General features: G+C 54.8%; 19 protein-coding genes. 10 read left to right on the top strand and 9 right to left on the bottom strand.

Annotated elements, in window-relative coordinates:
- Positions 1-3: 3 nt before the first annotated feature.
- The 6 genes from HMPREF1992_RS07200 to HMPREF1992_RS07175 are packed head-to-tail and all read right to left on the bottom strand — an operon-like array spanning position 4 to position 8,353.
- On the bottom strand, positions 4-603 hold the full coding sequence (locus HMPREF1992_RS07200; protein WP_021685217.1) for a restriction endonuclease subunit S: 600 nt from the start codon (positions 601-603) through the stop codon (positions 4-6).
- 23 nt (positions 604-626) lie between these two features.
- Positions 627-1,619 carry a site-specific tyrosine recombinase/integron integrase gene (gene xerA, locus HMPREF1992_RS07195; protein ID WP_021685216.1) on the bottom strand — a complete coding sequence of 331 codons (993 nt, stop codon included), beginning with the start codon at positions 1,617-1,619 and terminating at the stop codon, positions 627-629.
- Between the two features lie 40 nt (positions 1,620-1,659).
- Positions 1,660-2,775, bottom strand: coding sequence for a restriction endonuclease subunit S (locus HMPREF1992_RS07190; protein ID WP_021685215.1), 1,116 nt, complete (start codon positions 2,773-2,775; stop codon positions 1,660-1,662).
- Positions 2,776-2,785: 10 nt separating this feature from the next.
- Positions 2,786-4,261: a class I SAM-dependent DNA methyltransferase gene (locus HMPREF1992_RS07185; protein WP_021685214.1), complete on the bottom strand. Its 1,476-nt coding sequence runs from the start codon at positions 4,259-4,261 to the stop codon at positions 2,786-2,788.
- Positions 4,262-4,271: 10 nt separating this feature from the next.
- Positions 4,272-7,304 carry an efflux RND transporter permease subunit gene (locus HMPREF1992_RS07180; protein WP_021685213.1) on the bottom strand — a complete coding sequence of 1,011 codons (3,033 nt, stop codon included), beginning with the start codon at positions 7,302-7,304 and terminating at the stop codon, positions 4,272-4,274.
- On the bottom strand, positions 7,301-8,353 hold the full coding sequence (locus tag HMPREF1992_RS07175) for an efflux RND transporter periplasmic adaptor subunit (RefSeq protein ID WP_037358981.1): 1,053 nt from the start codon (positions 8,351-8,353) through the stop codon (positions 7,301-7,303). The genes HMPREF1992_RS07180 and HMPREF1992_RS07175 overlap by 4 nt, the downstream gene beginning before the upstream one ends.
- A 139-nt stretch (positions 8,354-8,492) precedes the next feature.
- Between HMPREF1992_RS07175 and HMPREF1992_RS07170 the strand changes: the two genes are divergently transcribed.
- Both HMPREF1992_RS07170 and HMPREF1992_RS07165 read left to right on the top strand, forming a co-directional pair.
- Positions 8,493-9,185 (top strand): class I SAM-dependent methyltransferase, encoded by a 693-nt coding sequence (locus HMPREF1992_RS07170; protein ID WP_037358978.1) that lies wholly within the window; start codon positions 8,493-8,495, stop codon positions 9,183-9,185.
- 56 nt (positions 9,186-9,241) lie between these two features.
- Entirely contained in the window at positions 9,242-9,694 is a 453-nt protein-coding gene (locus HMPREF1992_RS07165) for a hypothetical protein (protein WP_037358975.1), read from the top strand.
- Between the two features lie 54 nt (positions 9,695-9,748).
- On the opposite strand, the gene HMPREF1992_RS07160 is transcribed toward HMPREF1992_RS07165, so the two are convergent.
- The 3 genes from HMPREF1992_RS07160 to HMPREF1992_RS07150 all read right to left on the bottom strand — a co-directional run bounded on the left by HMPREF1992_RS07160 (position 9,749) and on the right by HMPREF1992_RS07150 (position 11,818).
- On the bottom strand, positions 9,749-10,294 hold the full coding sequence (locus HMPREF1992_RS07160; protein WP_037358972.1) for a YcxB family protein: 546 nt from the start codon (positions 10,292-10,294) through the stop codon (positions 9,749-9,751).
- 100 nt (positions 10,295-10,394) lie between these two features.
- Entirely contained in the window at positions 10,395-11,396 is a 1,002-nt protein-coding gene (locus tag HMPREF1992_RS07155) for a hypothetical protein (RefSeq protein WP_021685208.1), read from the bottom strand.
- A 14-nt stretch (positions 11,397-11,410) separates the two neighbouring features.
- Positions 11,411-11,818, bottom strand: a complete 408-nt coding sequence (locus tag HMPREF1992_RS07150) for a hypothetical protein (RefSeq protein WP_021685207.1) — start codon at positions 11,816-11,818, stop codon at positions 11,411-11,413.
- A gap of 199 nt (positions 11,819-12,017) precedes the next feature.
- On the opposite strand from HMPREF1992_RS07150, the gene HMPREF1992_RS07145 reads away from it, so the two are divergent.
- Genes HMPREF1992_RS07145 through HMPREF1992_RS07110 form a run of 8 tightly spaced genes read left to right on the top strand, consistent with a single transcriptional unit; the run spans position 12,018 to position 19,980 of the window.
- The gene (locus HMPREF1992_RS07145) at positions 12,018-13,544 is read left to right on the top strand and encodes a hypothetical protein (RefSeq protein WP_021685205.1); all 1,527 of its coding nucleotides are present in this window, start codon (positions 12,018-12,020) and stop codon (positions 13,542-13,544) included.
- Between the two features lie 34 nt (positions 13,545-13,578).
- Positions 13,579-14,043, top strand: a complete 465-nt coding sequence (rfaE2, locus tag HMPREF1992_RS07140; RefSeq protein ID WP_021685204.1) for a D-glycero-beta-D-manno-heptose 1-phosphate adenylyltransferase — start codon at positions 13,579-13,581, stop codon at positions 14,041-14,043.
- Positions 14,044-15,102 (top strand): lipopolysaccharide heptosyltransferase I, encoded by a 1,059-nt coding sequence (gene waaC / locus HMPREF1992_RS07135; RefSeq protein WP_021685203.1) that lies wholly within the window; start codon positions 14,044-14,046, stop codon positions 15,100-15,102.
- A 32-nt stretch (positions 15,103-15,134) separates the two neighbouring features.
- Positions 15,135-16,292 carry a glycosyltransferase family 9 protein gene (locus tag HMPREF1992_RS07130; protein ID WP_196801397.1) on the top strand — a complete coding sequence of 386 codons (1,158 nt, stop codon included), beginning with the start codon at positions 15,135-15,137 and terminating at the stop codon, positions 16,290-16,292.
- A gap of 49 nt (positions 16,293-16,341) precedes the next feature.
- Positions 16,342-17,340 carry a D-glycero-beta-D-manno-heptose-7-phosphate kinase gene (gene rfaE1, locus HMPREF1992_RS07125; protein WP_021685201.1) on the top strand — a complete coding sequence of 333 codons (999 nt, stop codon included), beginning with the start codon at positions 16,342-16,344 and terminating at the stop codon, positions 17,338-17,340.
- Positions 17,337-18,308: an ADP-glyceromanno-heptose 6-epimerase gene (gene rfaD, locus HMPREF1992_RS07120; RefSeq protein WP_021685200.1), complete on the top strand. Its 972-nt coding sequence runs from the start codon at positions 17,337-17,339 to the stop codon at positions 18,306-18,308. The genes rfaE1 and rfaD overlap by 4 nt, the downstream gene beginning before the upstream one ends.
- On the top strand, positions 18,298-18,801 hold the full coding sequence (locus HMPREF1992_RS07115; RefSeq protein ID WP_021685199.1) for a D-glycero-beta-D-manno-heptose 1,7-bisphosphate 7-phosphatase: 504 nt from the start codon (positions 18,298-18,300) through the stop codon (positions 18,799-18,801). Before rfaD ends, HMPREF1992_RS07115 begins: the two co-directional genes overlap by 11 nt.
- Before the next feature lie 27 nt (positions 18,802-18,828).
- Complete coding sequence (locus HMPREF1992_RS07110; RefSeq protein WP_021685198.1) at positions 18,829-19,980, top strand: glycosyltransferase; 1,152 nt, start codon at positions 18,829-18,831, stop codon at positions 19,978-19,980.
- Positions 19,981-19,996: the final 16 nt, after the last annotated feature.

Here is a 19,996-nt window from a genome sequence, read left to right as displayed (position 1 = left end):
TTTCTACATTCTGTGTTGATAGTTTTTATTATGATAGGTTTTTAAGATTTTTGCAAGATTTTGCACGACGAATTTCGATTTGTCGACTTGTTCGACAAAGGCATAATAAGCGTTTTGAACTTCATTGGGGGGCTTAATGATTTCAAGCCGTGAAATAATAGGAACATTCAAGTTTGGCATGGTTTGTCCGACTGCCATATCTTCAAGCATCTTCTTGAATGAAGGAAAGGAAATGATTTTTTGCAGAAAGTCTGCTCTGACTTCTCCAAGAGTACGTATTATCATGCTTCCTGTTCCGCAGAGCAAACCAGATGTTTGTACGACGGCACAGCGACCCATTTCACCCCGTCTGCCTAGAACAACATCATTCTCAAAAAGATGGTATGCAGATAGTTCTTTATATTTTGTTTCGGAGATTGTTAGTTTTTCATCTATAACGATGTTGCCATCATGTACGTGCGAGGGATTCACTACGGGATGCCCGCCCACAATGTAATCTTCTCTGTGGAGCAGTGAGCCGAATGGTCCAATTTTTATTTCGGCTAAGGCTGATAAGGAGACTTTCTGCCAGCCATGAGTATTCAATATTGGATCACCGAACATCTCTACAAATTGTGATTTGACACCTATGCGATATATTTTTGATGGGCGAGTTTCACGTTGTTTTGATCGACCATTGCGTACGCCATTGTTGTTTCGATCTTGCTGTGACCGAGGAGCTGCTGTACCTGCTCGATCGGCATCCCCTTATCGATTGCGCGTGTCGCGAGTGTACGGCGGAACTTGTGCGGGTGTACCTTTGCGATGCCGAGCCGTCGACCGAGCTTTCTGAGGCGGATCTCCACGCCGCTAATTGCGAGACGATTGTGCGGATTTTGCAGCGAGACGAAGAGCGCGGGATTGCCGTCGGTGCGGCTGTCCATATAGGCACTCAGATGAATTTTCGTCCGTGCATCAAAATAGACGGGGCGCTCCTTGCTCCCCTTGCCGAACACGACGCATTCGCGCCGCTCAAAGTCGATGTCACTGCGGTTCAGACGTACAAGCTCGCCAACGCGCATCCCCGTGGAGGCGAGCAGATCGATCATAGCGAGATCACGGATATGCTCCGCATGGTCGCGCAGCTGCTCCAGTGCCTCATCGCTGTACGTTTCCTTGATGATCTTCGCCGTCTTGATCTTGTGAATGCGGCGCACGGGACTCTTTAGGATGTAGTTCTCATCCTCGAGCCACGCAAAGAAACTCGACAGGATGCGGCGAATGTTGTCGATGTTCGCCCGACTGCACGCACGGCTCTCCTGATAGTCGGACAGATAGGCACGGAGGTCATCGGTCGTGAGATGTGTGAGATGCCGATCAGAGGAGGAGAGAAGTCTCCGGATGGTTGTCTCATAGTAACGGATTGTTTTTTCACTGCACCCCTCTACCTTTTTCGCGGCAATGAACATATGGACGAGTTCGTTGTTCTTGTGCGTCGGGGAGAGTACTGCGTTCGTGTGTGCTGTCACCTCACGCGCGGCGAGGCAGCGCGTAAGCGTTGCTCTCAACTGCACCATTTGAGCGTTGTTCAGATGAGGGAGCATTTCCTGCAATATCTCTGTAATGAGGTGGTCTTTCATGCCGTTGTTCCTTTCGACCGACCTCTGACACCGCAAAAAATCAGGAAAAATATTCCTGCATGAGGGCTGCTTTGAGCGTTTGCTGCTTTTCGAGGAGCTGACGGAGTACTAATTTCGATTTGTCGACTTGTTCGACAAAGGCGGCAAATTTGTTTTGGAGCGAGAGGGGAGGGTGATAAATATTAAAATCCATCACATCTTTTTGGTTGATGCTTGCCTGATTCACTGCTTTTTTTGAATGATTGATAATTTGGTTGTATATATACTGTGTACACAGCAGTCTCGTGATATATACAGGATTAAATCGTGTTGGGTCAAAGTGCATTCTCATCATATTAGATTCGTAAACTGTAGGTTCATGTAAGTTTGAAATGTGTGTACATTTTCCAAGATGTTCAATACTGTTCACACGATTGATAACTATGTCACCTTCATGTAGGAGATATTTTTGAATTTCTTCTTTTGTACATTTTAATCGTTTTAGTACAAGCCAATTCGATACCTTCCCTTCGTAGAACCCATCTATTCGGAGAATTGGTATTCCTGACTTATCGTGAACATAATCGGATTGCGGCTTATATAAGCCATTTTGTGGCTCAACTATAAGGGTATCTGCGATTTTCAAGGTTTTCCACCCCATAGGATTCGTCACAGGAGCCCCGAACATCTCTACAAATTGTGATTTGACGAGTTCATCTAAATGCGTTATTTGTTCGTTTAGATTGTCTTCGGTTTGCTTGATTGTTTCGAGTGTATCGGCTATTTCTCGTTGTTTCTCAAGGGGAGGAAGTTTGATAGGCTCGTACTTATAGTTCTTGAAATAGATATGTGGAATTGTTGACCCGCTATAATATTTTGCGAGATTCATGAACTGCATCGCAAAATATAAATAATGCACATCAATATTCGGTTTTGGCAGGATATACTGCATTGTTCCAATGACGGATGAATAAGGCGGAAGGAGAAAGACACGACCGATTCCTGCCCCATCTTTTACCACGGCAATATATTCGCATTCCTGTCGATAAAAATTGACATGAGAAATTAACCCGCTTGCGCCGTATATGGGGTATTGTCCGTCTTTGTCCGTTAAATCCTTTTGTGCAATGTTGGAGGATTCCGGCAGACAGACATCACCTAAGAACATCTTGCTCATCTTGTCCCCCCTAAATCTTCCGCTCCAATTCTCCTAGTAACCCGTCCAACTCCCAATAAAGACGGCGAATATCCTGCATGATGTCCTTCACAGGCGGATACTCCACAGGCGTATATTCGATTTCTTTATATTTATTGATGGAGAGATCATAGCCGTTTGCGCGAATCTCCTCCACAGGCACGAGGAAGCTCTGCTCTGTGCGTGCGCGTGCTGCCTCATCCCCCATGCGGGAGAAACGCGCGACGATGTCCTCGATATCGTCTGTGTGGTCGAGAGGTTCGCGCTTATCGTCGAGCGAGAAGCCGTCCGACTTCATATCGTAGAACCAGACGCGCTCCGTGCCGCCCGTACCTGTCTTGGTAAAGATGAGGATCGCGGTGGAGACACCCGCATACGGCTTGAATACGCCCGAGGGCATGGAGATGACTGCCTGCAGGAGGTTGTGATCGACGAGTTCCTTGCGCAGATCTTTGTGCGCCCGCGACGCACCGAACAGAACGCCGTCGGGGACGATGCACGCACAGCGTCCGCCCGCGTCGAGCATCCGCAAAAAGAGCGCGACAAAGAGCAGCTCGGTCTTCGTGGTCTTGACCTTTGCAGTGAGACTGCCCGCGATATTCTGCCCGTCGAGCGAGCCTTTGAACGGCGGATTTGCGAGAACGAGCGTATATTTGTTCGTGTCCGTGTTGTTCTTCGAGAGGGCATCGCTGAACTGGATGTCTGCACCGTCCATGCCGTGCAGGATGGTGTTCATCGCCGTGATGCGGAGCATGGTCTGATCGGTGTCGTAGCCCGTGAACATCTCGTTTTCAAAATGCTCCTGCATACACTTGTCCGTGCGGAGTTCCCTGTTGTAGTGCTCGCGCACGAACGAGCCCGCACCCACGAGGAAGCCGCCCGTTCCGCATGCGGGATCGACGATGCGGTCGCTCAGCTGCGGACGCATGAGTCGCACCATCATGCGGATGATATGGCGCGGGGTGCGGAACTGTCCGACGCGCCCTGCTGTCTGGAGTTTTGAGATCATGTACTCGTAGAGGTCGCCCTTGAGATCGCGGTCACTGAGCGGCAGCGCGGAGACTGCCGTGACAACCTTCTCCGTGATGAGTGGATTCGGCAGGGAGAAGACGGCATTCTCCATATAGCGGGCATAGGCACACGCGTCTGCGCCCTTGGCGCTGCCCTTCAGCTCCTTGATAAAGGGAAAGAGCTTGTCGCGCAGGATGGCGTGTATGTCCTCTGCTTTCCGATTCTGAAAGACGCTCCAACGCATCTCCTGCCCCGCTGCGTCCGCAGGGAAGATGCGTGTGAAGTCGGTGCCGAAGATTGCTGCCGCCTTTTCGTTATCCGTCTCCATGTCGTCGAGCGACTTGATGAAGAACAGATAGGTGAGCTGCTCGATCACAACGAGCGGATTTGACATACCGTAGGAAAACATATCGTTCCAGATTTTGTCAATTTTGCTTTTGAGTTCGCCGGTAATCAATGGTATTCTCCTATTCCTTCACCCGATACGCGACTGCATACATGACGGGCAGCACCAAGAGTGTCAGCACGGTTGCGACGATGAGGCCGCCCGCGATGGCGACCGCCATCGGCCCCCAGAAGATGCTGCGCATGAGCGGGAGCATGCCGAGGATGGCGGCGGCAGCGGTGAGCATGATGGGGCGGAATCGCAGGACGGCGGAGTCGATGATGGCGTCCATGGGCTTTTCACCCGCCTCTTCATGTTTTTTGATCTGGTCGATGAGGATGACGGAGTTGCGGATGATCATGCCGAATAGGGCGAGGACGCCGAGGTAGGCGACGAAGCCGAGCGCGGAGTCTGTGAGCAGCATGGCGAGCGCGACGCCGATGAGTCCCATCGGGGCGGTGAGGAGGGTGAGTGCCATCTTGCCCATTGTGCCGACCTGCAGCATGAGCAGGGTCATGATGATGAAGATCATGGCGGGGATGGGCTGCATGAGGTAGTGCATGGAGTCGGCGGAATCCGCGAGTGCGCCCGCTGTCTCGACTGTTGTGCCCGCGGGGAGGCTGGCACGCAGCTGCTCGGTTGCCTTGTAGACGCGCAGCGCAGCATCGTTCCCCTCGCCTTGCGTGACCTCTGCCTGCACGAGGATGCTCGGGCGGAGGTTGTGCCGCTTGATGAGACCGTCCTCTGCGCCGTAGGAGAGATGCGCGATCTGTGCGAGCGGGACGCTGCCGCCCGCTGTCGCAATCGGCAGTTCACCGAGGCGCTCGATGTTCGTGCGGTCGCGTTCTGCGAGGCGCAGGACAATGCCGATGGTGCGGTCGCCCGTGTAGAACTCCGCCGCCTCGGCACCCGTCAGCTCGGTGTAGAGCATCTGCTTGACCATTTTTGCGCTGATGCCGTAGAGTTTCAGCTTTTCCTTGTCAAAGTCGATGCGAATGGCCTTGGATTTCTCGATCCAGTCGAGATGGACGTTCGTCGCGGCGGGATCGGCGGCGACAATGGCGGCGACCTCCTCGGCGACGCGGCGCACCTCGTCCGTCGTCGGTGCAGACACGCGCAGCATGATGGGAAAGTCGGCGGGCGGTCCGGTCTGGATGTACTGTGTGGATACCCGCACGCCTGTGAGTTCATTGCGGCGGGCATCTGCAATTACGGCGGCAAGCTCCTCACGTGCATCGGTGTCCTTGGCCGTGATGACGAACTGGGCGCTGTTCGGCGCGTCCGCCTTCGGGTCGACGGTAAGGACGAAGCGCGGTGTAAAGCGGCCGATGTAGGCGGCATAGTTTTGGATCTTGTCGCTGTGCGCCGCGAGGATTGCCGTGAGACGATCCGCCTCCGCCGCAGTCGCCTGTATGGATGCGCCCTGCGGCAGGGTCAGGCGCACGATCAGTTCGGGGCGCAGGGAGGGCGGGAAAAAGGTCTGCTTGATGTGCGGGAACGCCGCAAGGGAGAGGATAAAGATGAGCACGGTGTCGATGAGGACGGCGGTGCGGTGCGAGAGAAAGAGTGTCAGTACGCGCCGAAAGAGTCGATAGAAGGGGCTGCTGTACGGATCGTGTGCGCCCTCCTCGGATTTTTTCACACGGATCAGATAGTAGCCGAAGAGCGGCGCAACCATAACGGAGACTACCCAACTTAATACGAGGGAGATGCCGATGACGGGGAAGAGTGCGGCGCAGAACTCACTCGCCATGCCCTTGGAGAATGCAACGGGGATGAAGCCCGCACAGGTGATGAGCGTGCCTGTGAGCATGGGCTTCGCCGTCTGGGTAAAGGCGTAGCACGCGGCGTCAAAGCGTCCCATGCCGCGCTCGAGCTGGACGCTCATCATCTCGACGGCAATGATGGCATCGTCAACCAATAGGCCGAGGGAAATGATGAGTGCACCGAGGGAGACCTTGTGCAGGTCGATGCCGAGGAGGTACATGGCGACGAAGGTGCCTGCGAGAACGAGCGGAATGCAGCCCGCGACAACAAGCCCGGTACGCAGACCGAGCGAGAGGAAGCTGACGCCGAGTACGATGAGGATGGCGAGTGCAAGCGTTTCGACGAAGTCGTGAATGGAGTGCTGTACGACGGATGGCTGATTTGATACCTCGTGCAGCTGAGCGCCGAGCGGGAGATCCTGCTGGATCGCCGCTGTGAGATCTCTGAGATCTGCACCGAGGGCGAGGATGTTGCCGCCCGCTTCCATCGAGACGGCGATGCCGACGGCGGGCGTACCGTTGTACAGCATGCGCGGCTCGGGCGGGTCGACGGCTCTGCGCTCCACCGACGCAATATCGCCGAGGCGGAAGACCTTCCCGTTTGCTGCAATCGGAAGCGCGCGGATATCCTCGATGTCGTGAAATACGCCAGAGGCGCGTAAATGCACCGTATCGCTCGCCGTCTCAATGCTGCCGCTCGTCATCATGGCATCCTGTGCGGCGAGTGCATCTGTGATGGCCGTCGGGGGGATGCCGAGCTGCGCGAGGCGTTCGAGGGCGATCTCGACGTAGACGCGCTCACTCTGTACGCCGATCAGCTCCACCTTTTGCACGCTGGGGACGGTGAGGATGCGGCGTCGCGCCGCCTCTGCCATTGCGCGCAGTTCCTCGTCACTGTAGTCCGCGCCTGTGATGGCGTAGACGGAGCCGTATACATCGTCAAATCGGTCGTTGTAGAACGGCCCGTAGACACCGTCCGGCAGGTCGCGCTTTACGTCCTCGCCGAAGTTCCGTACGTCGCGCCATGTCGGGCGAATCTGCGATGCGTCGACCTCGTCGCGCAGCTGGACGTAGATCGTAGTCTGTCCCGCACGCGTCTCGCTGTGAATCTGTTTGAGTCCCGGCGTATCCTGAAAGCGCCGCTCGAGTTTGTCCGTGACCTGCTCCTGCATCTCCTCGGCGGTTGCGCCCGGCCATACGGCGGAGACGACCATCTGGCGGATGGTAAAGGCGGGATCCTCCATGCGTCCGAGGCTGTTGTAGGCAAAGACGCCGCCGACCGCAAAGACAATGATGAAGTACCAGACGAGTGCGCGGTGACGCAGGGAGAGCTCTGTGAGGTTTCTCATTTCGTCCGCACCTTCTCTCCCTCGTGGAGCTGGTGTACGCCCGCTGTCACAATGCGTGCGCCCGGCGGCAGCCCTGCGACAACGGCGTCATTCGTGCGGAATGCCGTGACGGTGACGGGGTAAAGGCGCACCGCATCGTCCTCGACGACGTAGACGGCTGTCGTGTCATCCGTTTGGTACAGTGCGGAAAGGGGAATCGCAGCACCGCTTTGCACGGATGCACCGAGGCGGACACGTGCCGTCATGCCCAGCGGGAGGTCAGCGGGGGCATCTGTGAGTGCAATGCGTGCGGTATAGGTGCGCGTCGCTGCGTCCGGAACGGGCGAGAGTTCGCGCAGTGTGCCCGTGTAGGCAGCGCTGTTCGCCCAAAGGGAAACGGCAGCGGGCATACCGACGGCGACCGCCGCGAGACTGCTCTCAGGCACGGCGATCTCGATCTCGCGTTCTCCTTCCTGCGTGAGAGTCATGACCGTCTGCCCTGCAGCGATGATCTGTCCCTCCTCTGCCGTGATGTTCGAGATCACGCCGTCCGCGCCCGCAACGAGGTTCGTGTAGCCGAGCGCGTTGCGGCTCGCACTGTCCTGCGCGACGGCTTGCCGATAGGCAGCTTCGGCGGCGTGCTCGTTCGTACGGTACTGGTCGAGCATCGCCTCGGAGATCGCCTGCGCGGCATAGAGCTGCTCGTAGCGTGCACGCTCCGTGCGCGCGAGGTCGTAGCGCGAGAGCGCGGCTTGGACGGCGGCGTTCGCTGCATTTACCTGCTGCTGCACGTCGCGTGCGTCGATCACCATGAGCACATCGCCCGCGCGGACGTGTGCGCCGACATTGACGTTGCGTGAGAGAACCTGACCGCCGACCTGAAAGGCAAGCCGTGTCTCATAGCGTCCGCGCACCGTGCCCGTATATCCTGCCTCCGATGCAGCGGCATCGCCCACCGTCATCGTCCGCACAAGAGGAGGCGGCGACTCCCTACTCTGCTCGTTGCCGCATCCCGCAAAGAGGGCAAGCAATGATGCCAGGATGATCGTGATATAGGAACACTGCTGCATGATGGATCTCCCTTTCGTTTTCATTGATTACCTAAAGTTTACCACCGAATATAAAGTGTGTCTATAAGGTTGTGTGATTTGAACCTTCGCGTATTTTATGCTAGAATATATCCCAATGGCAATGAGAAAGGACGTCACGATGGACGAGGAATTACGGCGGTATGAAAAGATAAGGGGCGCGTATCACTCGGTGGGGCGGCTTGCAAGTCTCTACGATGGGATGATGACGTATTCGACGTGGTCGGGGAAATTCGTCTCGCGGCTCGTGTGGGGGCTGGACAGAAATGGCGTGAGCCGCTACGTCGGCCTTGCACTGCGCGCAGCACATGAGGGCTTTGACGGGCGTCTGCTAGAGGTGCCAGTGGGGACGGGATGCCTATCGCTGCCTGTCTATGCCGAGCTGCCGAACGCAGACATCACCTGTCTCGACTATTCACCGGCGATGCTCGCGGCAGCGCGTGCACGTGCCGATGCGATCGGGGTACACAATATTGCATTCGTCGAGGGAGATGTCGGACAGCTGACGTTCGAGGATAATTTCTTTGATGCGGCAGTCTCGATTAACGGTTTTCATGCATTCCCGGACAAGGAGGCTGCATGGAGCGAGGTGCATCGTGTGCTGCGTCCCGGCGGGCGTCTGACCGGTTCCGTATTCGTGCTCGGAGGAAATCCGCGCACAGAGTTCGTCGTAAAGCATCTCTATACGCGCATGGGATTCTTTACACCGCCGTACGACACGGAAGAGAGCCTCAAAGCGCGGCTGGAAAATCTCTATCGCGACGTGACAGTTGAGTGCGTCGAGTCGCTCGCGTGTTTCTCATGCATTAAATAGGGTGTGTGTTTTAGGGGAGTACATCTCCCCGTTGATCTACTCATAGGAGGATGTTTATGAAAATCCGTATGCTTTCCCGTCTTCTTGCCGCTGTACTCATCGCGGGCAGCGCATTTGCAGCAGCGCCTGCGGCCTACGCTGAGGATGCACCTGCAGCGCAGGAACAGACACAGCAGGAACAGGCACCGTTTGATGTGCAGGCCGTTGAGCAGCATGTGATGGCGACGATCACGCGCTTTGAAAAGGATGATGTGACGGGGCTTCAGCTCGAGGCGACGCGTGAGCTGCGCCCGCATTTGACGGCGGAGCAAGTCACGGGAGCAAAGGCGGAGTTCGCGCCGAAGTGGGGCGCGCGTGCGGGTGTCGGCAAGCCGCTCATGACAGCAGGCAAGGAGGGTGACAAGTGGTACGTCATCTGTGAGATTGCCGTGGGGTACAAGGCAACAGCTGTCGTTTATCGTCTCAGCTACGATGAGGATATGAAGCTTGCAGGATTCTTCGTCCGCTGAAAAAGTTATCATCACAAAGGGCTCACATGGCATCTGGCATGTGAGCCCTTTGTGTTACGGCGACACCTTTGCCCGAACCAGAGCAAGGAGCTCCCTTTTTTCTTCCTCCGATGCAAAGATATACAGGGGTAGGACGATTGCCTCTGTTGGTGCAGTGAAGAGATAGATGCCATTGTCGGAGAGACTCACATCGGTAATGCTCCGATAGGCGATTGTGCGTTCTGTATGCTCGCAGCGTTCGACGATGTGCATCTCCTCGAAGATGACAATACGGATGCCAAACATATGCGCAGCACGCATCGCTTCAAGGCGGCGCAGCACGTCTCGTGTGGTGGTACGTTCCAAGAGATGGGTGTAAATGCGGTAGAGTACAATACAGAGGACGGTGGTCAGAACGGTTCGTATGAGCAGCTCCTCGAACTCCCCTGGGGCATCGCTCAGGAGATCTTGGAGAAAAAACAGGATGGGGAGCAGCGGGATCGTCAGCAGGACAGCGAGCGCCACTCGATTTGCCCATTTGAACAAGGGGGCGTTCAAAATACAAAAGAGGGTGAAGTGAAGTGCATCCTGTTCTGTAAAATCAAATGTGAATCTGAACAATGCGTGCCTCCTGATGATACAAAAATGCCGCATCTGTCACACCCACAGAGGGGACAGATGCGGATCTTATCAGAAACGCTGTCGAAATTATCAGTGATGTCTATACCTCATCATCGTAGACGCTGTTGTCGCTGTCATTAGCAGTATTGCGCGCTGCCGCAGACTGGAACGGAGCGGCGCTGTCGTAGGTTGTCTGTACACCGTAGACGGTTGTCTCGCTCTGAGTCTGTATGTAGAGTTCCGTACCCGCAGGGAGGTCGACGTTTTTGCCGTGGACAAATGCACCGGCGACAACACCGAGAGGGCCGAGGACGGCAATGCCCGCGAGCGACGCACCAGCTGCCATCGCGAGATGCTGCATTTCCTTCTTTGCCTCTTCGCCGATGAAGGTAGTGACGTAGGTTCCGTCGAGTGCCTTTGTATTCTTGAAGTCAACGTCAACGGCGGCGTTGCGGCCAAAGTTCTTCGCCTGTTTCACCTTCGTAACGGTGCCCTCACCGCGCGAGCCCTTCGTAAAGACGAGGACATCACCGACGAAGACATCATCCGCGACCTGATACTCGATTGTGTCGCCGACCTTTAGGTTTTTTGCATTGACAGGCGTCACGAGCGTAACTTTGACGAGTGTATTTGCAGGAACGGAGACGGGGGTGACGGGGATGTCCTTCGTGCCGAAGGATGCTGTCGAGAGTGCAGAGATGCGCTTTTTGAATGTTCCCTCACTCGTTTTGCCGAGGAGGGCCATCTCCATCTCGCTGACGCGCTCCTGCACGGAGCGCAGACTCGTCTCATGGTTGATGTTCCATTCGATGGCATTTAGGTTCATCAGGACGGATGGTGCGGTGCTGTTTGTGTAGACCTCGTCATAGATGGCGTCAATTCGCGCCATAAGACTCCCGCTGCGGTGCTTGCCGTCATAGTCACGTTCAAGCCGGTTGATGCGGTCAATGAGCGCACCCGTCTGCTCTTGTCCATAGGTGTCCTGCTCAATGAGCGCAAGCTTGGACTGGACGGCATTGGGCGGTTCTGCTGCCAGTGCCGTGCCAAAGGATGTGAGCGCGAGCACAAGGGTCAACATGAGGGCGCAGATTTTCTGTCGCATGAATGATCCTCCTTCTATCTGGCTTGCTGCTTGGATGTGAGCAGTTCTTCAATAAAGTCAGCAATGCTTCTGAGCGGCGAAGCCGGCGTATATGGTCGTGGCACATCCATGCCCTGCGTCGTGCGCAGAATCTCCTTTGTATCATAGACCTCGACCTGAGCGGAGACAAACTGATATGTTCCTGCGTGTGGGTTGAGTCGTGTACGGTAGAGATAGCGGCGATTCTCGCCTGCCTTGACAACGGCAACAACTGCATCGCGTTCCGTATCCGAGACGCGGACAATGCTTGCGGCATCGACGTAGTAGCCCGTGTCATCCTCTGCATCGACGAAGCGCATATCCTCTGCTGCGCTGCATGTGCTCACACCTGCGATCAATAAAGTGACAGCAAGCAGTAATCCGCTCGCTGTGAAACGCTGCATTCCGATGAGCGCCTCCTTTCTCTATGGATCCTTCCTAATTCGCGTCTATTATAGAGGAAAAATTTTTGTGCGTCAAATTTATCTTGTATGAGATGATGTGGATGCACAATGTGTATGCGCTCTTTTCAGTTGCGAAAATTCCGTTTATGATGTAGTATAATAACGTCAAACTACTTTACAAAGACAGGAGAACGCGCTGATGACCGAGCCGATAAAAACGCGCATCCTACTCACATTGACTGCTGCCTGTACAGTGCTCCCGTTGGAAACTCATGCTGCCTACCGCGGGGACTCGGATACGGGCTTTCAGCATTTGGACTTTATCGAGAACGAGCGGCGGGAGGAACGTGCAAACCGGCTCACACCGGAGCAGGAGAAGCTTCTTGCCGATGTGGCGGCGATGGAGAAGTATCTTCGCCATCCCGTGACGGAGGATGCGCCGTCCCCCATTGCGTTCGAGGGTGATGATCTCACCTATGATGAGCGTACGGGTGCATTTACGGCCAAGGGACACGTGGACATCGTGCAGCTGGCGGCACGGCGCTTCCAAGGCGACTATGTGGAGGGGAATACGGTATCAGGCGACGTCTCCGTTCCTGACCGTGCACATGTGCTCCAGCTCACGGAGGGCGCGGCGCGCGTAACGCTCGACGGCTACCGCATCAACTATAACTACAAAACGCACGAGGGCACGATGGAGGAGACTGCGGGCAAGGTTGGCGGCTACTATATGACAGGCAAGCGGTTCGAGTTCTACCCGGACAAAATCGTTGTCTATGATGGCACGCAGACGAAATGCAGCGCAGAGAAGCCGGACTATCATCTGAGCGCAGATGTAACGGAAGTCTATCCTGGGAACCGCATGGTGCTGACGAATGTGAAGTTCTGGCTCAAGAACAAGGTCATCTTTGCGAGGAAACGCTATGAGGTGGATACGTCGAAGCCCATACAGCGAAATTTCCCTCGTGCCGGCTATGACAGTGACGACGGCCTTTGGGTGGAGCAGACCTTTGAACATGATCTTATGCCTCGTGTGACGGCGCGTGCGGACATCTATGCAACGACGAACAAGGGCTGGCGCAGTCACTACGATCTTGACTGGGCAAATGCAGGAATGCGTGCGCTCCTGACCTATGGTGTCTTTGAGGACGGGGATAACGCGTGGATCAAGAAGGAGCCGTCCCTGACACTCAGCTACGGGAAGCGGGTCGGCAAGACGCCGGTTACCTACCGCCTCTACTCCGAGTATGGCCGCTGGTATGGGAGTGGTATCCACAGCAATCACTGGCAGTACGGCATTTCCGTTGTGCATGATACGATCCCCTTTCACGGTTTTCGGATCGACCTGGCAACGGGGTACTCCGTCACGCGCGAGAGCTATGACGGATCGCGGGTGCAGGGCTTCGATGCGAGTGCCTACCTCACAAAGTCATTCAATGATCGATTTGCCGCATACGTCGGGGCTGTTTATACGCAGAAATCAAAACAAAAATCACTCTTTGACTACGATCAGGAGGACTACTCTAAAGTCTTGCAGGCGGGACTGAGCTATCGACTCGACGAGCGCAATCGGATCGCGGTAGGCACGAAGTATGCTGTGGAGCCACACAAGTGGACGGATGTGGACTACTACTGGTTCCACGATCTGCACTGCTCGCAGATTATCCTGCGCTATCGCTCGAAGCAGGATTCGTGGAAGGTCAAATGGGAGTTTACGCCATGGTAAAGATACGTGGACGAGTGGGTGGGGAGAGACTGGTATGCTGATCCCAAACAATCGGATTGCAGAGTTTTCTGAGACTCTGCGCGCAGCAGGACAGCGTGTCGTTTTTACGAATGGGTGCTTTGATATCCTCCATTCGGGTCATGTGCGTTATCTTGCTGCGGCACGTGCGCTCGGGGATGTGCTTATCCTCGGGCTGAACAGTGACGCCTCCGTGCGCCGCCTCAAGGGGGAGACGCGCCCCGTCAATACTGCTGAGGAGCGTGCAGAGGTTGTGGGAGCGCTGAAATCCGTGGATGCAGTTGTGATATTTGACGAGGATACGGCCGAGGAACTGATCGCAAAGGTGCATCCTGCGGTCTATGTCAAGGGCGGTGACTATACGCCGGAGACGCTGCCAGAGGCGCGCATTGTCGAGCGCTATGGCGGAGAGGTCGCATTTATCCCCCTTGTTGCGGGCAAATCCACAACGAATATCATCCAGAGAATGCAGGCGGTATGATTGAACAACATTCTTGTGATTAAGCTCTCTGCGATCGGCGATGTCATCCATGCGATCCCCGCAATACATGCTCTGAGAGAATATCGGCCCAGCGTACATATCACCTGGGTTGTCGAGCCTGCGGCCAGGGATATCGTGGCGATGTGCAGTGATGTCGATGAAATCATTGTCTTTCCGAAAAAGGAACTGAAAACACGGCAGGGATTCCTTCGTCATTTTATCCCCTTTCGGCGGCTTTTACAGAAGCACCACTACGATGTTTCGATGGATTTGCAGGGGTTGTTCAAATCAGCAGCGATTGCTTTTTTCGTCCGCGCGCAAAAAAAAATCGGTACGGGATTTATGCGCGAGGGAGCATCTCTCATATCCCGTCCAATCCGTGGGGCTCATATGGATGGACATATCGTCGAGCAGAATCTCGATGTTGTACGCGCTCTTGGATGCCCTGCGGATAAGGCTGTTTTTTCGTTTTGCATATCAGCGCAGGATGTCCAATCTGCAGAGGAAAAACGGCTGGCTGTCTGTGGTCAGAACACGCGTTATGCGCCTCTCATCGTTGGCGCCAGCCGTGCAAATAAAAGGTGGCCAACGACGTTTTTTGCTCGCCTAGCCGATCAGCTGAGGGGACGCGGCATCATGCCGATTCTCGTCGGCGGCGGTGCCGATGATGTGAGGCGTGCAGAGGAGATTCAGCAGGCAGCCAATGCTCCGGTTGCATCCCTGGTGGAGCAGACAAGCCTACCAGAGCTCGCAGCACTTTTCCGCGGTGCCGCCGTTGTGATTGGCGGAGACACAGGGCCTACACATCTATCCGATGCCCTTGATGTGCCCACCTTGATGATGATGGGGTCGTGGCCTCCGACCCGCAATGGGCTATATCGGCAGCCTGAAAATGTCATCGAAATTGAGCGCAGCTGCCGCCGATGCATGAAGCGGATCTGTCCGCTAGGGCTTGACTGTCTTGCTGATATTACACCGGATAGAGTTATGGCGCGGGCAGAAAACATACTGGCGGGAGTGCCAGCTATGAGAGAAGAATGGGATGGAGGGAGAATGTGAGCTCATATCAGAACATTCTCGTTATCAACCTCATGCACCTTGGCGACCTCATGCTCATGACGCCTGTCCTGCGTACCATCCGTCACAACTATCCTGCTGCGCATATCACACTGCTCGCCGATCTGAAGCTCGCGGATATCGTGCAGGAAAACCGCCACATCAATGACTGCCTCTTTATTGACAAGAAGGGACGCGATGACAGCTTTCTGGGCATTCTGCGTTTTGCACGCCGCCTGCGCAAAAACAAGTATGATCTTGTGATCAATCTGCATCGCAACGAACGTGCGTCTGCGCTCGCAGCGTTGAGTGGAGGGAAGCGGATTGTGGGGTATGCAAAGCCCGGCTTCTCTCTCATGTTCGATCATGTGAGTCCTGACCAGAACCTCATCATGCACGAAATTCATTCACACTATGCGGCTCTGCGTGCCGCTGGGATTATTGGAGAGCTTGATGATGCCGGGCTCCAGATGTGGCTTCCGCCAGGTGCAGAGGAGGCGGCGGGGCGCCTTTGGGAACGGCATTTTTCCCCTGGAGACAAGGTGATTGCGCTCAACATTGGAGCGAGCTGGATGACGAAGCGCTGGATAGCGGATTACTTCGCTGTCGTTGCGGATACATATCTCGTGCGTGGCTATCACGTTGCCGTCATGGGTGGACCGATGGACGTGGAGATCGTCGATGCCTGTCGAGTACAGATGCGTGAGAGGGAGAACCCTCGGCTGCATATCTTCACCGGGAAGGTCAGCCTCGGCGTGCTCGCCGGACTGCTCCGCCGCTGCATTCTCTTCATCACGACGGACTCCGGCCCCATGCACGTTGGTGTCGCGATGAATGTTCCCGTTCTGTGTATGTTTGGTGCATCACCCATTCCAGGGTTCTACCCATATGATGCAAAGAGCATCTCTGTTCGTGCACCCGTTCCGTGTCATCCCTGCCGCATTCATGAATGCCCGCTGAGCCGCGAGGAACATATGCAGTGCATGAAGCAGATGCCCCCCGATCTCATATTGAAATATGCGGATCAGATGCTTGCGGAGAATGGGGAGAAACCGGCATACGAGCTGCCGCGGCCGTCGGATTTTGAGACACGGGTCGTGGAGCAGGTGGATGGCAGCTTCATCCTCTCGCCTAAGGGCGCCGCGGGGCGTGTCGTTCGCCCTGTTTTGCCGAAGACGGCACGGAAACAATGAGATAGAACAGAGTTCATTAAGAGGTTTTGCAAGAGATAGGAGTGTTCTCATGGATATGGCAAAGATCCGCGCAACTGTTGCGGAGAAGAGTGTACGCAGCAACATCCTCGTCGTCGGCGATGTCATGCTTGACAAGTACTACTCGGGCGAGGTTACGCGTATTTCGCCTGAAGCACCTGTGCCGATTACGCATGTGACGGGGACGCGTGAGACGCTTGGCGGCGCGGCGAATGTTGCGCATAACCTTGCACTCCTTGGAACGAATGTCACCATCGCAGGCTATGTTGGCAACGATGCACACTGCAAGAGCTTGCTCGAAAAGTTCTCCGCACGCGGGATTGACCATACGGGACTCGTTTATACAAATCGCCCGACCACGACTAAGATCCGTATCATCGGCGGACATCAGCAGATGCTCCGCCTTGACTTTGAGGATGCCAGTCCAATTGACGGGGATGATGCACAGACCTATCTCAGCTTCATCGAAAAGAAACTCAACGAGAGCATGGACTGCGTCATCATCTCGGACTACGGCAAAGGTTCCTGCACCGAATATGCATGTCAGCGCATCATACGCTTGGCGCACGACCATGGAGTGCCCGTCATTGTCGATCCGAAAGGAGTGCAGTGGGCGAAATACAAGGATGCCGACTACATCACACCGAATCTGAAGGAGATCAACGAAATCCTCCTCGAGCCTATCGCCAACGATGATTTCGATGTCGAGAAGGCGGCACGTTATGCCATGCGTAAGTTCAGCCTGCGCAACGTCCTCCTCACGCGCTCGGAAAAAGGGCTGTCGCTCATCCATGGGGACGAAGTCGTGCACATTCCGACGAAGGCACAGGAGGTCTTCGATGTCTCTGGTGCAGGGGATACGGTCATTGCTGTCTTTGGCCTCGCACTCGCGGGCGGACTGAAGCCAACAGACGGTGCATATCTAGCGAACCTCGCGGCGAGCGTCGTCGTATCGAAGCTTGGAACATATGCGGTAAGCAGAGAAGAGCTGCTGCGTGTCATTGAGATTCAGGAGGCGGAAAAACTATGATTATTGTTACCGGCGGTGCTGGATTTATCGGCAGCAATCTCGTTCATGCCCTCAACGAACGTGGACACAAGGATATCCTCATTGTCGACGATCTGCAGGATGGCGAGAACTATAAGAACCTTCGCGGGCTGCATTTCATCGACTATCAGCATAAGGACGACTTCCTTCACCTCATTGAGGAGGGGGACTTCGACGGTACGGATATCGATGCGATTTTCCATGAGGGCGCATGCTCGGACACGATGGAGTATGATGTCAACTATATGATGAAGGAGAATTACTCCTACTCCAAGGCGCTCCTGCACTTTGCGATGGGCACGCGTATCCCGTTCTTTTACGCCTCCTCCGCATCAACCTATGGCGGTGGAAAGCATGGCTTCACAGAGGGAGATCTCTGCGAGGATGCGCTCAATCCCTATGCGTTCTCAAAGCTTGCGTTTGATCGTTATGTGCGTCAGGTCATCCCGGAGGCACGCAGCCCCATCGTCGGCCTCAAATACTTCAATGTCTATGGTCCGCAGGAGCATCACAAAGGGAAGATGTCGTCGATTTTCTATCAGCTCTACCATCAGATTATGGAGACCGGTGAGGCCCGCCTCTTCCGTGGAACGGATGGCCTCGCAGACGGTGAACAACGCCGTGACTTCGTGTATGTCGGCGATGTTGTGCGTGTCAATCTGCATTTCTTCGAAAATGGCGGTGAGAGCGGTGTCTACAACTGCGGCACGGGCGTTGCACACAGCTACAATGAGGCGGCAGGTGCCGTCATCGCAGCACTTGGCAAGGGGAAGATCGTCTACCGTGACTTCCCAGAGGTACTGCGCGGAAAGTATCAAAACTACACACAGGCGGATACATCGGCCCTTCTTGCGGCGGGCTATGACGGCGGATTTACCCCGATGGAGGAGGCAGTCAAGGAGTACTGCGATTTCCTGAATGCGGGCGGGTACTTCTCCTATGCCGAATAAGGCACTCTTCTTCGACCGTGACGGCACGCTCAACATCGATACTCACTACCTCCATGATCCGGCGGACTTCGTTTGGGTGGAGGGGGCGGTCGATGCGATCCGCTGGGCAAACGAACGCGGCTACCTCGTCATCGTTGTCACGAACCAGAGCGGTATCGCGCGCGGCTACTATGACGAGGCGGATGTACATCGTCTGCACGACTGGATGAACGCAGAACTTGCGATGCATGGCGCACGGATCGACGCATTTTACTACTGCCCCCACCATACGTATGGCAGTGTCCCCGCCTATACGAAATCTTGTGATTGCCGAAAGCCAGCGCCCGGTATGCTCCTGCGGGCAATCGCCGAGCACGATATCGATCCTGTCGTTTCCTATCTTTTCGGCGATGCACAGAGCGATGTTGCTGCTGCTGAGAATGCGGGGATCCGAGGTGTTCGGTATACGGGCGGCAGTTTGTTGGAGTGTGTACGAGCGGCAGTAGAGGACTGACCACATAGATATGGTGGAGATGTACGTATGAAAATAGCCATCTTTGAAAACATCATGACGCCCGGCGGACACGAGGTCGATTTTGATCGTATTCTTGTCGAAGAACTGAAAAGACTCGGTCATGAGGTTGTATTCTATGTACCGGAAGGCTTTCATTTTGGTATGGACTATCATACGGAGGTGCGTTATCTTTCCGGCTCATCGGTATCCTATACACATGCACGAGGCATCGGCAAATTTCTGATTTCTCTCCGTCGCTCACAACGCCGGTTCAGTTGGTATCGGCAACTCTATCAAGCTGCGCAGGCGGGCGAGATGGATGCCATTATTGTGCCAACAGCAACCTATCGTTATTTGCGTGCACTTCGGCATAGCGTTCTACGGCGCTCTCCCGTACCCGTCCTTTTTTTCCATCATGGGATCACCCCGAAGGATGCAAAGAACTTTTTTGATGCAGTTCATGGGCTGCTGGAATATCCTAATATTCGGCCGACCGTCATTACGTTTGAGGATACTATCTTTGGGAATCAGCCAAAGAATCTTCGCTTTATTTTCCCTCCTACGTACATTCCTCGCGATGTGGTGGTCACGGAGCGTCCTGCAGTGAGAGCAGATGAACCCCTCACCATCGGGTTTTTCGGGCAGTTCCGCAGAGAAAAACATCTTGAAGATCTGCTTAATGTCTATCTGGCGGGGAATTATACGCGTCCTGTTCACCTTCTTGTACAGGGCTCGACGATGCACGAAGAGGATGCAGCCGAGTTTGATCGTATTATTGCATCTTACGAGGGAAAAGGGATTACGTTCTTACATCGCGGCCTCATTGGGGCGGAGTGGCAAAAAGCGATTGCCTCCGTGGATGCACTTCTCCTTCCGTATTCGGCGGAGCGCTATCGTTATCAGTGCAGTGCAATGCTCTTTACGGCAATCGGCTTTCAAAAACCGGTGCTTGTCAGCGATGATATTAATCCCTGTGTGGTTGAAAACTATCCGGTTGGAGTGACGTTCCAGAGTGGAGATCCTGCTGCACTTGGTACGGCATTGGAGACTTTCATCAACGAGTATGATGTGCGTGTACAGGGCTGGCAAGAAGCGCTTGAGCACGCTGGTCGTGCATATGCGCCGAAGGCTTTTGCTGAACGTATCATAGAAATTATTACAGAAAACAAAGATGTATAACACGTCTGGGAAGGAA

This window comes from Selenomonas sp. oral taxon 892 str. F0426 (genome assembly GCF_000468035.1).
GTDB lineage: Bacteria > Bacillota > Negativicutes > Selenomonadales > Selenomonadaceae > Centipeda.
The sequence above is the reverse complement of the archived record's forward strand: the minus strand, read 5'-3'. Positions and strand labels throughout refer to the sequence as shown.